Annotated in this window: 12 protein-coding genes; 6 read left to right on the forward strand and 6 right to left on the reverse strand. The window is 67.2% G+C overall.

Annotated features, from left to right (window positions below):
- Window positions 1–50 precede the first annotated feature (50 nt).
- Together BLW44_RS12370 and BLW44_RS12375 are read left to right on the forward strand one after the other, a co-directional pair.
- Entirely contained in the window at window positions 51–1,466 is a 1,416-nt protein-coding gene (locus BLW44_RS12370; protein WP_060927274.1) for an O-antigen ligase family protein, read from the forward strand.
- Window positions 1,463–2,764, forward strand: coding sequence for an O-antigen ligase family protein (locus BLW44_RS12375; RefSeq protein ID WP_060927275.1), 1,302 nt, complete (start codon window positions 1,463–1,465; stop codon window positions 2,762–2,764). Before BLW44_RS12370 ends, BLW44_RS12375 begins: the two co-directional genes overlap by 4 nt.
- A 12-nt stretch (window positions 2,765–2,776) precedes the next feature.
- Here BLW44_RS12375 and galE read toward each other — a convergent pair whose 3' ends face one another.
- Window positions 2,777–3,772 carry a UDP-glucose 4-epimerase GalE gene (gene galE, locus BLW44_RS12380; protein WP_060927276.1) on the reverse strand — a complete coding sequence of 332 codons (996 nt, stop codon included), beginning with the start codon at window positions 3,770–3,772 and terminating at the stop codon, window positions 2,777–2,779.
- Between the two features lie 149 nt (window positions 3,773–3,921).
- Here galE and BLW44_RS12385 point away from each other — a divergent pair, with 149 nt between their 5' ends.
- Genes BLW44_RS12385 through BLW44_RS12395 form a run of 3 tightly spaced genes read left to right on the forward strand, consistent with a single transcriptional unit; the run spans window position 3,922 to window position 7,377 of the window.
- Complete coding sequence (locus tag BLW44_RS12385; protein ID WP_060927277.1) at window positions 3,922–5,832, forward strand: glycosyltransferase; 1,911 nt, start codon at window positions 3,922–3,924, stop codon at window positions 5,830–5,832.
- Window positions 5,829–6,791: a glycosyltransferase family 2 protein gene (locus BLW44_RS12390; RefSeq protein WP_060927278.1), complete on the forward strand. Its 963-nt coding sequence runs from the start codon at window positions 5,829–5,831 to the stop codon at window positions 6,789–6,791. Before BLW44_RS12385 ends, BLW44_RS12390 begins: the two co-directional genes overlap by 4 nt.
- Before the next feature lie 4 nt (window positions 6,792–6,795).
- Window positions 6,796–7,377: a hypothetical protein gene (locus BLW44_RS12395; protein ID WP_060927279.1), complete on the forward strand. Its 582-nt coding sequence runs from the start codon at window positions 6,796–6,798 to the stop codon at window positions 7,375–7,377.
- A gap of 31 nt (window positions 7,378–7,408) precedes the next feature.
- Here BLW44_RS12395 and BLW44_RS12400 read toward each other — a convergent pair whose 3' ends face one another.
- The 5 genes from BLW44_RS12400 to BLW44_RS12420 are packed head-to-tail and all read right to left on the reverse strand — an operon-like array spanning window position 7,409 to window position 12,509.
- Window positions 7,409–8,143, reverse strand: a complete 735-nt coding sequence (locus tag BLW44_RS12400; protein WP_060927280.1) for an ABC transporter ATP-binding protein — start codon at window positions 8,141–8,143, stop codon at window positions 7,409–7,411.
- Window positions 8,143–8,961 carry an ABC transporter permease gene (locus BLW44_RS12405; protein WP_060927281.1) on the reverse strand — a complete coding sequence of 273 codons (819 nt, stop codon included), beginning with the start codon at window positions 8,959–8,961 and terminating at the stop codon, window positions 8,143–8,145. The genes BLW44_RS12400 and BLW44_RS12405 overlap by 1 nt, the downstream gene beginning before the upstream one ends.
- Before the next feature lie 10 nt (window positions 8,962–8,971).
- The gene (glf, locus tag BLW44_RS12410) at window positions 8,972–10,108 is read right to left on the reverse strand and encodes a UDP-galactopyranose mutase (protein ID WP_060927282.1); all 1,137 of its coding nucleotides are present in this window, start codon (window positions 10,106–10,108) and stop codon (window positions 8,972–8,974) included.
- Window positions 10,108–11,403 (reverse strand): nucleotide sugar dehydrogenase, encoded by a 1,296-nt coding sequence (locus BLW44_RS12415; protein ID WP_060927283.1) that lies wholly within the window; start codon window positions 11,401–11,403, stop codon window positions 10,108–10,110. The genes glf and BLW44_RS12415 overlap by 1 nt, the downstream gene beginning before the upstream one ends.
- Window positions 11,404–11,438: 35 nt before the next feature.
- Window positions 11,439–12,509, reverse strand: coding sequence for an acyltransferase (locus BLW44_RS12420; RefSeq protein WP_060927284.1), 1,071 nt, complete (start codon window positions 12,507–12,509; stop codon window positions 11,439–11,441).
- Window positions 12,510–12,641: 132 nt separating this feature from the next.
- Between BLW44_RS12420 and BLW44_RS12425 the strand changes: the two genes are divergently transcribed.
- Window positions 12,642–14,075: a hypothetical protein gene (locus BLW44_RS12425; protein ID WP_139305279.1), complete on the forward strand. Its 1,434-nt coding sequence runs from the start codon at window positions 12,642–12,644 to the stop codon at window positions 14,073–14,075.
- Window positions 14,076–14,081: the final 6 nt, after the last annotated feature.

Consider the following 14,081-nt stretch of genomic DNA (forward strand, 5'->3'; position numbering starts at 1 on the left):
GAGCGAAGACGTCGAGTGGGCGACCAGCCGCGCGCTGTAGCCTGAACCCGATGGCGCATTACACCAAGCACCCGGTGGCAGCCCCGCCCACCGCGCCGGAGCGCGAGTCGACGGGGCACCTTCTGCTGCGCGGGTACATCATCCTGGTGCTGTTCGCCGCCTTCGCGCATTCCGCCGTGTACAACCTGCTCGGCGAGATCGGAGCAGCGATCGCGCTCGCGGCGTTCCTGGTAGCCACCCTCGCGATCGGCATCCCGATGATCGCCCGTGGCCGCCCGCATGCCTTCGCCTGGCGCCGGCTCCCCTGGGCGGCGACCGGATACACCGTCCTCGCGCTGGTCTCGGTCGCGTGGTCGCAGTGGCGCGGAGCGACGCTCATCACGTGGGTCCTGCTCGCCGGTGTGACCGTGAACGCGCTGTTCATCGTGCACGTGCTCACGTGGCACGAGATCGTGAGAGCACTCGCGTCCGCTTTCAAGTGGATCCTCGGCCTCTCGCTCGCCGTCGAGCTCTGGGTGGCGCTCGTCGTGCACGAGCCGATCCTGCCGAACTTCTTCGTCCGCCCCGAGGGCGAGATCGATGCGCATTGGTACTGGGTACGCGGCAACCTGTTCGACGGAGGGCGCATCCAGGGCATCGTCGGCAACTCGAATCTCCTGGCAATCATCAGCCTGTTCGCCCTGCTCACGTTCGGGATCCTGTTCGCCGCCCGCGCCCGGTGGCGCACGACCCTGGCGCTGTGGGCACTGCTCGCCGCATATTTCATCCTCCGAGCAGGATCGGCGACCGCCTACGCGTGCGCGGCCGCGGCCGGCCTGGTGCTCGTCGTCGCCCTGCTGATGCGCCGCGCACCGACGCCAGGAGCGCGCACGCGACTGTATGTCGTCTTCCTCGGGGGCGGAGCGCTCGTCGCCGGACTCGTCTGGCTCTTGCGCGAGCCGCTCTTCGCCCTGGTCGGGCGGAGTGCCGATCTCACCGGCCGCTCGGACAAGATCTGGACGAAGGTGCTGGAGCGCGCCGCAGAGCATCCCGTCTTCGGCAACGGCTTCTCCAGCCCGTGGGTGCCCTTCGACCCCGCTTTCAAGGGGTGGATCACCGACCACCACATCACCGTCTTCCACGCTCACAACATGTGGCTGGATGTGCTGATGCAGCTCGGGGCCCTCGGTGTCGTCCTCATGGCACTCGCGTACCTCGGCCTCCTGTGGCGGTCGTGGTTCTTCGCCGTCGACCGGCCGAGGTGGGACCTGGATGCCGACCGCTCCTACTCCCCCCTCACGCTGCTGCCCAGCCTGTTCACGGTCGTCCTGCTCGTGCAGGGGCTGACGGAGTCGACGCCGATCATGCTGTGGGGCTGGATGCTCCTGGTGCTGCTGTCCTTCAAGATCAAGGCCGTGCCGCTGGTGGGCGTCGGCGAGCGCGAGCGCGTGATCGAGCGCGGCGAGAGAAGCCGGCGGGTTCCGTGACGTCTCAGGGCGGATTGGTGCGACTGCTCGGTTCGGCCGAGTTCGCGCGTGCCTATACGGTCGCGGTGCTCACAGCGGTCTTCTCCGCCTTCACGATCGAGCGCGCCGCAGCGCCCGTGACGCTCGCCACCGTGATCGCCGCGCTGTGCGCGTTGGGCGCCTGCATCCTCTGGGTGCGCCGGGAGGAGCTGTCGCTGCTGCGCATCGCGCCCTCCTCGCTCCTGGCGTTCCTCGCCTGGGCCCTGGTCAGTCTGGTCTGGACGACCGACAAGTCCGACACCGCCTTCGGGTGGATGGCGCTGTTCGGCTTCGCGTTCCTCGCGATCACGGTCGGCCACATCCGCGACACTCTGCAGACCGTCCGCGCGCTCGGCGACTCGCTGCGGATCCTGCTGCTGCTGTCCCTCGGTCTCGAAATCTTGTCGGGGGTGCTCCTCGACATGCCGTTCACCTTCCTCAGCATCCAGGGCGACCTGGCCGTCGGCGGTCCGGTGCAGGGGATCTTCGGCAGCCGCAACATGCTCGGCTTCGTCACGGTGATCGCCCTCATCACGTTCGTCGTGGAATGGCGATCCCAGTCGCTGACCGCCCGCATCGCGATCCCCTCGATCGCGCTCGGCGCCCTGCTCGCCTTCCTCTCGTCCTCGCCCACCGTGCTCGTGCTCGCCGCAGCGGTGGGTGTCGTGGCCGTCGCCCTGGCGATCGTGCGGCACACTCCGGCGGAGCGGCGCACGGTCGTGCAGTGGGTGCTCGGCGTCCTCGTGGCGATGGCGCTCACCGCCGCCTTCGCGCTGCGGCATGCGATCATCGCGTTGCTGGACGCCGGATCGGACTTCTCGATCAGGGCGACCCTGTGGAACACGATCCTCGACTTCGTCGCCCTCAAGCCGATCGAGGGGTGGGGCTGGTTCGGACCGTGGGCGCGCGGCGAGTATCCGTTCACGTACATCAACTTCCTCCTCGACGATCACCACCAGAGCGCTCTGAACGCGTACTTCGACGTCCTCCTCCAGCTGGGCACCGCCGGGCTCGTGCTGTTCCTCCTGCTCGGGGGTGTCGCGACCGTGCGGTCCTGGCTCGTGGCGAGCGTGCGCCGCTCCGTCGTCTACGCCTGGACGCCGCTGATGCTGGTCACGCTCGCGGTCGACTCGATGTTCGAGAGCTTCACGCTCGCAGGCGCCGGCTGGTTCATGCTCGTCCTGTGCGCGCTGCGCGCCGGGCAGTCCCGCTCGTGGCGCGAGAGCATCGACGCCGCGCACACCGGGACCATCCCCACCCTCCGAAGCAGCGGGCCTTAGCCAGGGCGGGCCTCAGTCGAGCGCGTCTTCGCGGAGCTTCGCCGCCCACCGCAGTGCGTCGCGGACTCCTTCATCGAGCGATCGCTCGGAACGCCACTCCAGAAGCGCCGCCGCACGGTCGACGATCGCGAAGGCGCCTGCCTGATCGCCGGGGCGCCGCGGCTGCTCGACCACGGGTACGGCGACGCCCGTCACTCGTGTGTACGCGTCGACGAGCTCCCGGACAGTGACGCCGTCCCCCGTGCCGAGATTGATCACCCGGTACGGGTTCTGTGCTGTGGCGACGTGGTCGAACCTCCGCACGGCGGCGACGTGCGCGAGCGCGAGGTCCCAGACATGGATGTAGTCGCGCAGGCCGGAGCCGTCTCTGGTGGGCCAGTCGGTGCCCGTGATCGCGAACGCCGCGCGCTCGGCGTGCGCCTGCATGATCTTCCCCAGTACATGGGACGGCGTCGGATTCTGCAGCCCCGTGCGCAGTCGGGGGTCGGCGCCAACCGGGTTGAAGTAGCGCAGGGCCACCGCGCGCAGATCGCCCGAGGATGCGGCATCCGCGAGGATCTGCTCGACCATCGCCTTGCTCGTGGCGTAGGGACTGGCCGGCGCGAGCGCGCCGTCCTCGTCGACTCCTGCGCCGCTGTCACCCGCATACACCGATGCCGACGAGCTGAACACGACGCGAGTCACGCCCGCGGCCCGCAGATGCTGGAGCAGGCGGATGGTCTTGCCCACGTTCGCATCGTAGTAACCGAGCGGGTCGGCGACGGATTCCGGTACGACGATCCGCGCCGCACAGTGCACGACGGCGTCGATGTCGGGGTGTTCCGTCATGATCCGCCTGACCAGCTCGGCGTCCGCGATATCACCGACATACAGGTTGCGGCCTTCGCCGAACGCCCTCATCCCGGTCGACAGATCGTCGAGCACGACGACGTCGATTCCGGCGTCGATGCACGCTGTCGCGACGGTCGAGCCAATGTAGCCGGCGCCGCCGGTGATCAGAACCTTCATCGCGGTCAGTTTAGTCATGGTGATAGGACGCTCCAACCGGCTCTCCGAAGATCCGAAGGTGCCGGGCGGTAGGCTACTCTCTGCTCGTCGAGTCCACCGGCACCTTTGCTGAGGTGCCGGTCGGCGCACTACCCACGGAGATTCCACCTGTGACACACGTCCTGCAGAACGTCGTCTTCCCTCTCGATCGCGACCCCGACCTCCTGCCGTTGTACGCAGACCCCGAGACCTGGTCCGTCATCGAGGAAGAACCCGTGCGCGTCTCCAATCGCGCCCACCTCGGCAACATCCTCGGCAGGCACCGCGCACGGATCGTCGCGGGTCGGCGTGTGTCGCTGGGCACGTATTTCAACGCTTTTCCCGCCGCGTACTGGCAGCACTGGACGAGCGTCCGCGACATCCGACTGACGGTCCGGACCACGGGCCCGGCGACCATCCTCGTCTACCGTTCCAACGGCAGCGGCATCCGCCAGCGTGTCTCCACCAGGGAGGTGACCGGCGACTCCTCCACCTCCTTCGACCTCGATCTGACGCAGTACAGCGACGGCGGCTGGATCTGGTTCGACATCGTCGCCGACGAGAAGCACGCGGTGCTCGAAGGCGCCGAATGGACCACCGAGCAGGAGCCCGCGCGTGCGGGCAAGGCCTCGCTCGGGATCACCACGTACAACAAGCCGGACTACTGCGTGGAGACGCTGCGCGCTCTGGCCTCCTCGCCCGACGCGCTCGAGTTCGTGGATCGCATCTTCCTCGTCGATCAGGGCACGCAGCTCGTCTCCGATCAGGACGGCTACGACGAGGTCGCCGAGCAACTGGGCGAGACGCTGCACGTGATCCGTCAGGGCAACCTCGGTGGTTCCGGCGGCTTCGCGCGCGCCATGCACGAGACCCTGAACAGGCCCGAGAGCGACTTCGTGCAGCTGCTGGATGACGATGTCCGCCTGGAGCCCGAGTCGCTGCGCCGGTCGATCGTGTTCGGGCGCTATGCGACCACGCCCGTCCTGGTGGGTGGTCACATGTTCGACCTGCTCGACCGCCCGAAGCTCCACGGATGGGCTGAGGTCGTCGACGAGAATCCGTTCATGTGGCGCAACCTGTACCAGGAGAAGATGCCCCACGACTTCGGCGTCGCCAACCTGCGCCAGTCTCCGCTTCTGCACATGCGGATGGACGCCGACTACAACGGGTGGTGGATGTGCCTGATCCCCCTCGATGCCGTCCGCAAGGTGGGGCTGTCCCTGCCGGCGTTCATCAAGTGGGACGACGCCGAGTTCTGCCTGCGCGCCGGTGAGGCGGGCTTCCCGACCGTCTCGATGCCAGGAGTCGCGTTGTGGCACGTGTCGTGGGTCAACAAGGACGACACGATCGACTGGCAGGCCTACTTCCATGCGCGCAACCGCATCGTGGCCGGCCTGCTGCACTCGAACGCCCCCCGGGGCGGCCGGCTTCTCACGCACAGCCGCCGCGTCGATCTCAAGCACCTGATGATGATGCAGTACTACCCTGTCGCGCTCCGAGCGTCGGCCCTGCGCGATGTCCTCGCCGGCCCCGACCACATGCGCAAGAACCTCGCCACGGCGATGCCGGCTGCCCGTGCACTGTCCGCCGAGTATCCCGAGACGATCGTGCATCGCGACCCCGCGCGCGTGCTGCACTCCCGTCACGGACGCCAGGTGTACAAGCGCCTCGCGAAGAACGACTTCGACAACCCGAAGGGACTTCGGCTGCGGTGGTTCACCCTGTCGACACTCCTCTCGCACTGGCTGCACCGACCGGACCCCGCGAACATCGAGCAGCCGGAGGTCGAGTTCGGCAAGGGAGACGCGCACTGGTGGCGTGTCCCCCTCTTCGACAGCGCCCTCGTCAGCGCCGCAGACGGCTCAGGCAAGAACATCTACACCCGCGACAGGGCGAAGTACCGCAGAATGCTGCGCGACACCGTCCGCCTGCACGCCCAGCTGCGGCGGAGGTGGCCCGAGCTGCAGCGCGAATACCGCGAGGCACTGCCCGAGCTCGTGTCCCCTGAGTCGTGGGCTGAGATCTTCGAGGAGAAGGCATGACCGCGGCATCCGCCGAGTTCGATCCGGCGTCGGCGACCATCGTCATCGTCACCTTCAACCGCTCGCACCTGCTGACCGGGCTGCTCGAGAGCATCACGGCGATGAGCCCGCAGCCGGGCCATGTGGTCGTGATCGACAATGCCTCATCCGACGACACGACCGAGGTCGTGGAGTCCTTCCGCCCCCGGCTGGGCACCGAGCTCGTCTACCGGCGCCTGGAGACCAACACCGGCGGCTCCGGCGGCTTCAGCGAGGGCATGCGCACGGCGTATGAACTGGGGTCCGAGTGGATCTGGATGATGGACGACGATGTCGAGGTCGTGCCGGACGGCCTGGCCAAGATGGGCAAGTGGGCGCCGCGCTTCAAGAGCATCCAGGGCCGCCGCTACGACTACGACGGCAGCGAGTTCTACTGGCAGTACCGGATCGCCGAGCGGATGGGGATCCCGATCCCCTTCGCCCCCTCAGGCTTCGACTCCTCCGGCTACAAGGAGATGAACAGCGGATGCTTCGAGGGCATGTTCATCCATCGCTCGATCGTGAAACAGATCGGCCTTCCCGACCCGCGCTTCTTCATCTACTGGGATGACCAGATGTACGGCTGGCTCGCCTCACGCAAGACGACCGCGGTGATCGTCGACGAGTTCGTACTGCGTCGCACCCGTGAGATCAAGCAGTGGGACATGGGCGTCCGGCACATGAACGCCTCGAGCAACGCGTACCGCTTCTACATCATGCGCAACCGCGCGTACATCAAGCAGTACTACCGCGTGCACGACAACTACAACCCGGTGCTGTTCGGGCTGGGGACGGCCATGACGTTCGCGAAGGAGCTCATCCGACTCCTGTTCGTCGAGCGCACCGTCCGCGGCACCAGCAATCTCTTCCGCGGGCTCAGGGAGGGCGGCCGCCTCGGCCGCGACCGCACCTGGCAGCCCATGGCTCCCCTGGAGGCATGAACCGATGACCGACGAACAGCAGCCCGACCTCCGCTGGGCACCCCTGCCTCCGAAGCCGAGCAACCGCGGACGCATCTGGTTGATCGTCGGCATCGTGATCGCCGTGCTGGCCATCGTCGGTGTGCTGCTGTTCCTCTTCCTGCCGCGCGGAGCGGCCCCTGAGCCGGTCGCGTCGCCCACGGCGTCCGCCACTCCGAGCGCGTCGCCGACGCCGACCCAGACGGCGGAGCCCACCGAGCCCCCGGTGCAGACGGAGGCCCCGCCCGTCGTCGATCCCAGCGTCGAGGCTTTCCGGACGCAGGTCGCTCCTCGGCTGCAGGACGCGGCGACGGGGCTGGACCTCGTCGCGAACGCCACCGGACAGGATGCGGTGTCGATCGTCGATCAGCTGCAGTTCGACCTGCAGAGCCTCGCCGACACTCCCGCGCCGTCGTCGATCCGCACCCAGTGGGACGACGGCCTGTCGAGCTACTCGCAGCAGCTCACCGACCTTCGTTCGGCTCTGAGCGCAGGATCGAGCACCACTGCGGCGCTCGACGGCGCCCGCACCGCGCTGAAGAACCTCGACGACCTCGTCGGTCGCTGATCCGCAGGATGCGCGCCTGTCGGCGCACGCATCAGGAGTTGTAGTCCGCGTTGTAGCGGTCGAGAACGTCGGTGATGGACGCGTCCAGAACGAGCGCGCCCTTGTCGAGGTAGAGGCCGCGCGTGCAGAAACGGCGCAGGTCACGCTCGTTGTGGCTGACGAAGAACAGCGTGCGCCCCTCTGCCAGCAGTTCGTCGATCCGCTTGTAGCATTTCTCGCGGAAGGCCTTGTCGCCGACGGCGAGCACCTCGTCGACGAGCAGGATCGGCTCGTCGAGCTGCGAGACCACGGAGAACGCCAGGCGCACCTTCATGCCGTTCGAGAGGTGCTTGTAGGGAGTGTCCTCGAAGCCGGCGAGTTCGGCGAAGGCGATGATGTCGTCGTAGCGGCGCGAGACCTCGTCGCGGGACATCCCGTGCAGACCGGCGGTCAGTCTGACGTTCTCGCGCACCGTGAGGTCTCCGACGAACCCGCCGGTGATCTCGATCAGGGGGGCGACGCCGCCGTTCACGGACACGGTCCCCTCGTCGGCGAGCAGCACCTTCGCGACCAGACGGAGCAGCGTGGACTTGCCCTGCCCGTTGCGGCCGACGACGCCGATCGACTCGCCCTGCTGCACGGTGAAGGACACGTCGCGGAGCGCCCAGAACTCGCCGGGGCGTGAACGGCGGGACGCGCCGGCGAACAGATCCTTGAAGCTGCGCTGACCGCGTCGGTTGCGCCGGAAGCGCACGCCGAGACCCTTCACCTCGATCGCGACCGACATCACAGCTCCTTCAGCACGGGGCGCTCGAGGGAACGGAACGTCCAGATGCCGAGCGCGAGGATCACCAAGGTCATGCCCACGCTCACCAGGAGCGTGAACAGGTTCCACTGATCAGGGAAGAACGGCATCCGATAGAGCATGAAGATCCCGGCGAGCGGATTGAACGCGCCCAGAGTCTGGAACATCCCGGGCAGGTCGGTGACGTTGTAGATGATCGGAGTGGCGTAGAACATCGCCCGCAGGATCAGCGCGGTCGTGCGCTCGAGGTCGACGTAGAGCACGCACAGCGGTGCGACGAGCAGCCCGAGCCCGACCAGGAGCACGGTCTGGAGGAACATCGCCACGGGCATCCACAGGATCCCCCAGCCCACCTGCACGGTCTGAGCGGGATCCTGCTCCACGAGCAGGTTGATGATCACGAACGCCGCGAGCACCGGCAGGGAGAACAGGTACTCCATGCCCTTGCTCAGCACGATGCGGTTGACCCAGATCGATCGAGGGATCGCCGTGGACCTGACCAGCCTCGCGTCCTTCTTGAAGGCGCGCGTGAAGTCGGACACGGAGGCGTTGAACCACACCCACGGCAGCAGCGCGCTGATCAGGAACACGATGTACGGCTGCTCGCCGACATCCCGACGGAAGATCTGGGTGAAGACGAACCAGTAGATCGCGCTCATGACGAGCGGGTCCAGGACCGACCACAGATACCCCAGGAGGCTCGTCGAGTACCGGACCTTCAGGTCGCGGGCAGACAGCAGCCACAGGGAATGCAGATAGCGCCGGGGCGTCCCGGGCGCCCCGACAGCAGCGTGACTCACGGTGTCGAGTCTACGAGAGCGTGTTGTTCCACAGCGACAGCGCCGAGCCGATCGCCATGTGCATGTCGAGATACTGATAGGTGCCGAGGCGCCCGCCGAAGTGCACGTCCTTCTCACCCTTCGCCAGCTCGCGGTAAGCGAGCAGCCCCTCGCGGTCGGTCGGGGTGTTGACCGGGTAGTACGGCTCGTCCTCGCGATTCGCGAAGCGGGAGAACTCCCGCATGATGACCGTCTTGTCCGACTCGTACACGTCCTTGCGCTCCGGGTGGAAGTGCTTGAACTCGTGGATGCGGGTGTACGGCACGTCCATGTCCGGATAGTTCATGACGCTCGTGCCCTGGAAGTCGCCGATGTTCAGCACCTCCTGCTCGAAGTCCAGCGTGCGCCAGCTCAGTGCGCCTTCGGTGTAGTCGAAGTAGCGGTCGACCGGTCCCGTGTAGACGACGGGCAGCTGTCCTACGGTGGCCTTCCTGCTCAGGGGCTGCGACTCGTCGAAGTAGTCGACGTTCAGCTTCACCTCGATGTTGGGGTGGTCCGCCATCCGCTCCAACCACGCGGTGTAGCCGTCGGTGGGCAGTCCCTCCCACGTGTCGTTGAAGTACCGGTTGTCGTAGGTGTAGCGCACCGGGAGGCGGCTGATGATGTCGCCGGAGAGCTTCTGCGGATCCGTCTGCCACTGCTTCGCGGTGTAGTCGCGGAAGAACGCCTCGAACAGCGGACGCCCGACGAGCGCGATGCCCTTCTCCTCGAAGTTCGCCGCCGACTTGACGTCGAACTCGCCTGCCTGCTCGCGCACCAGCGCACGCGCCTGGTCGGGGGTGTACGCCGACTGGAAGAACTGGTTGATCGTGCCCAGGTTGACCGGCATCGGGAAGACCGTGCCCTTGTGGGTCGTGTAGACGCGGTGCACGTAGTTCGTGAACGTCGTGAACCGGTTGACGTACTCCCAGACCGTCGGGTTCGAGGTGTGGAAGAGGTGCGCGCCGTAACGGTGCACCTCGATCCCCGTCTCGGGCTCGGCTTCGCTGTACGCGTTGCCGCCGATGTGGTGACGGCGGTCGATGACCGTGACCTTGCGGCCGGCGTTCGCCGCCCGTTCTGCGATGGTGAGCCCGAAGAAGCCGGAGCCGACGATGAGGAGATCCATCAGGCGGCCGTTCCGACGACGATGCGGGGGGTACCGGCCCACAGCGCGGCGTCCGTCGCCGCGCGGCCGTCGACGAGGAGCTTGATCCCGGGCAGCTGCGCGGGGGTGAGCTCCTTGTAGTCGGCGTGATCCGTCTGCAGGATCGCGATGTCCACGGCGCCGCCGATCTCGTACGGCTCGAAGCCGAGGCCCTGGAGCTCCTCATCGGTGTAGAGCGGGTCGTGGACGACGACCTGCGCACCTCGATCGACGAGCGCCTTGACCGTCGGGAAGACGCCGGAGAACGCGGTCTCCTTCACGCCGCCGCGGTACGCGGCACCCAGCACCACAGCACGCTGACCGGTGAGATCGCCGAGGATCCCCTCCGCCTGCGCCACGAGCCGCTCAGGCATCGAGGCGTTCAGCTGACGCGCCACCCGCACGATATCGGCGTCGGGGTCGGTCGAGAGGTACAGGCGCGGGTACACCGGGATGCAGTGTCCGCCGACCGCGATACCGGGCCGGTGGATGTGGCTGTAGGGCTGCGAGTTGCAGGCGTCGATCACCTTGTAGACATCGATGCCATGCGACGCTGCGAACAGACCGAACTGATTCGCGAGGCCGATGTTCACGTCACGGTAGGTGGTCTCCGCCAGTTTCGCCATCTCGGAGGCCTCGGTGCTGCCGAGGTCCCACACGCCGTTCGGCTTGGCGAGGTCAGGACGCTCATCGAACTGCAGGACCGCCTCGTAGAACTCGCGAGCTCGACGGTTGCCCTCGTCGGACAGCGCGCCGATGAGCTTCGGGTACTTGCGAAGATCCGCGAAGACGCGGCCGGTGAGCACGCGCTCCGGTGAGTAGGCGAGGAAGAAGTCCTCGCCTTCCTTCAGACCGGAGCCCTCTTCGAGCATCGGCTTCCAGCGGTTGCGGGTCGTTCCCACCGGGAGGGTGGTCTCGTACGAGACCAGCGTGCCCGGCGTCAGGTGCTCGGCGAGCGACTTCGTCGCGGAGTCCATGTACCGGAAATCGGGCTCCCACGTCTCGTCGTTCACGAAGACGGGTGCGACCAGGACGACGGCGTCCGCGCCGGGGATGGCATCGGCGTAGTCCGTGGTCGCGCGAAGCCGGCCGGCGGGGATCAGCTCTTCGAGCTTCTCCTGCAGGTGCGCTTCCCCGGGGAAGGGCTCCTGAGCGGCGTTGATGGAGTCGACGGCCTTCTGATTGACATCGACTCCGATCACGTCGTGACCTGACGAGGCGAACTGGACGGCAAGAGGGAGCCCGATCTTTCCGAGGGCCACGACGGCGATACGCATACGGTCCAGTCTAAGCGGGGGGAAACGGACGTTCGTCACACCAGGCGACGCACACCCGGCACACGTCGAGCGAGGATCACGAGGGCGAACGACAGGACGGTGACGATCCCCCAGACGGCGAAGGTCGACGGCAACGAGCTCGCGGTGTCGGAGAGCGCGGGAATGGCGCGGACGGCGAGCATGACCGCGAAATGAATGAGGAAGACGCCGAAGGAGGAATCCGAGAGCGTCCGCACGACGCCGGTCATACGGCCGGGCTGCCATCCGGCGAGGGCTCCGTTCGCCGTGACGTAGCAGCCCAGCGCGGCGATCACGACGACTGGGCCGTAGTAGCTGACCGGAAGAAGCGCATCGAGGTAGGGGAAGGTGCCTCGAGTGCCGTACTGCACGATGATCAGGGCGATCGCTGCCATCGTGATGAGAGCGGCCGCCGCGAGCCTCCAGCCCCGCAGGATCAGATCACGCAGTGCCCATCCCGCCAGGAAGAACCCCACGTAAGGCACCCACTGCGTCACCGCGGTCTGAGAGGAGGAGCGATCGTATCCCGCCGTCGTCAGGACGTTCGACGATACGAGGGACGCCACCGTCACGGCGAGGACCGCACCGGCGAAGATGTATGCACGGCGCTTCCCTCCGTCGCGCAGGAACGCCGCGAGGACCGGCGCGATGACGTACAGGCCGACGATCAGCCAGAGGAAGTACAGGTGGGTGTAGCTGCGTCCGTCGATGACACCCAGCACGAAGCTGCGCCAGCTCCCCGGCTGCCCTGTGACGGCCGGGTGGACCACGAAGACGTAGAAGATCGGCCAGAACACGAAGGCCGGCCCCAGGCGCAACAGGCGTCGCCGGTAGAAGGGGGCCGGTCCGCGATCGAACTGGCGGGGTTCCAGAAGCAGCGCGCCGCTGATCATGACGAAGACGGGTACGACCCAGACGAAGCCGAGATCCACGGCGACGGCGACCCACCACCGCACACTGCCGGACACGTCGGAGTTGCCCACCATGTTGCCGCACACATGGATCGCGATGACGCCGATGATCGAGATGATGCGCAGTACGTCGAGGGACCAGCGTCGGGTCGGATGCGCAACGGCGTGATCGGGCATCCGAACATCATATGCGCGCTCGCAACGCGCTTTCCTCAGCGCGCTCCGGAACCGCACGCCGCCCGATCGCTAGACTCGACGCCGACCCTCTCGCGGCGCCGAGTGAACGGCGCTCAGACATCTGGAGCTTCCGTGACCGAAACCTCTGGCATGCGCGCCCTTCTCGATCTGGAGGATGCCGCGCCGGCGGTACTGTTCGAGACCATTCCCGGCCTCGACGTGCCGATCTGGCCCCTCGCCCGCTGGCCGTTCTCCCGGGCGATCGCGGAGACCGACATCGGCACGGCGCTCCCGGTGTACCAACGCCCCACAGCCCGCCAGCGCGCCCTGATCGCCGCACGGCGCATGATCCCGAACCGCCACTCGACCAGGCACGCGCCGAAGGCCGATCACCTCTTCGTCGTCTCGGGATGGACCAAGGTACGCGGTCAGGGCGGCTACCGGAACTGGCTCGCGGACGACTTCTCCGAGGCGCTGGGCGAGTCCTCCATCGTGGCGCAGGATGCATACCTCGACGCCCTGAGCGGTGCGGACCAACGCCCGCTCAATCGATCCACGTACACCTACGCGCTGGCCAACGAGCGGATCATCCGAAGAACGGCGCGACGCCCGCTCGGCCCCCAGGACCGTGCGCGGGTCGAACGAGCGCTGCGCGCGATCTTCGACCTCGTCGCCTTCGATGTCACGGACGCGGGGAGGGAGCGGGCGATCGCAGACGCCCTCGGCCGGGCGGACCGGGCACGACACGCCCGAGACGAGTTCGCTCGTCTGCTCGACCGCGTGACGCCGCGCCGCATCTACATGCAGACCGCCGCATACGGCAACCGCGCCCCCGAGATCGCACTCGCGCACGAGCGCGGCATCGAGGTGGCCGAACTGCAGCACGGCTGGATCGGCAGCAGCCACGCGGCGTACAACTTCGGGGCCGCGATGCGAGAACCCGCCATGGTCCGGTGCCTGCCGGACACCCTGCTCGGCTATGGCGAGTACTGGGGGCGCGACATCCGATTCCCCGGACGTTTCGTGCCGATCGGCAAGCCCACACTCGATCGGACCACACTGAACGTGCTCCCCTGGGCTGACCGCCCCAGGACCGTGCTGTTCGTCTCGAGCAACTTCGAGCATGATCTCGTCGACAGCGCCCTTCTCGCCGTTCGAGACGCCCTGCCGTCCGACTGGAGTCTCGTTCTGCGTCCGCATCCGGTCGAACGAGCCACGGCCGCACAACGACATGCCGCGGTCCTGGCGCACGACGGCATCGAACTGGATCTCTCGGTGGACGGCGGCGAGGCTCTTGCCCGGAGCCGAGCGGTCATCGGATTCTCCAGCACGATGCTCTTCGAAGCCCTCGCATACGGCTGCCACACGGCGGTTCTCGAATCGGTTCTCGCCGAGCACTATGCGTCGGCCGATATCTTCCCCACCCGGATCGATCGCGAACTGACGCAGGTCGATGTGGCAGTCCAGGGATTCCTCTCACCTCCGACCGCTGTCGACCGCACCCTGTCCGACTCGGTCTGGCGACCCGACGGCACGAGCGCCTTCGCCGACTTCGCGCGCCTCTGAGTCTCA

The sequence above is a fragment of the Microbacterium hydrocarbonoxydans genome (assembly GCF_900105205.1).
In the GTDB taxonomy this organism is placed as follows: Bacteria; Actinomycetota; Actinomycetes; order Actinomycetales; family Microbacteriaceae; genus Microbacterium; species Microbacterium hydrocarbonoxydans.

Bases quoted from the DNA above. Each gene is read 5' to 3' on its own strand.
- BLW44_RS12420 (WP_060927284.1), bottom strand. From the start codon at position 12,509: ATGCCCGATCACGCCGTTGCGCATCCGACCCGACGCTGGTCCCTCGAC.
- BLW44_RS12400 (WP_060927280.1), bottom strand. From the start codon at position 8,143: ATGTCGGTCGCGATCGAGGTGAAGGGTCTCGGCGTGCGCTTCCGGCGC.
- galE (WP_060927276.1), bottom strand. From the start codon at position 3,772: ATGAAGGTTCTGATCACCGGCGGCGCCGGCTACATTGGCTCGACCGTC.
- BLW44_RS12395 (WP_060927279.1), top strand. From the start codon at position 6,796: ATGACCGACGAACAGCAGCCCGACCTCCGCTGGGCACCCCTGCCTCCG.
- BLW44_RS12390 (WP_060927278.1), top strand. From the start codon at position 5,829: ATGACCGCGGCATCCGCCGAGTTCGATCCGGCGTCGGCGACCATCGTC.
- BLW44_RS12415 (WP_060927283.1), bottom strand. From the start codon at position 11,403: ATGCGTATCGCCGTCGTGGCCCTCGGAAAGATCGGGCTCCCTCTTGCC.
- glf (WP_060927282.1), bottom strand. From the start codon at position 10,108: ATGGATCTCCTCATCGTCGGCTCCGGCTTCTTCGGGCTCACCATCGCA.
- BLW44_RS12370 (WP_060927274.1), top strand. From the start codon at position 51: ATGGCGCATTACACCAAGCACCCGGTGGCAGCCCCGCCCACCGCGCCG.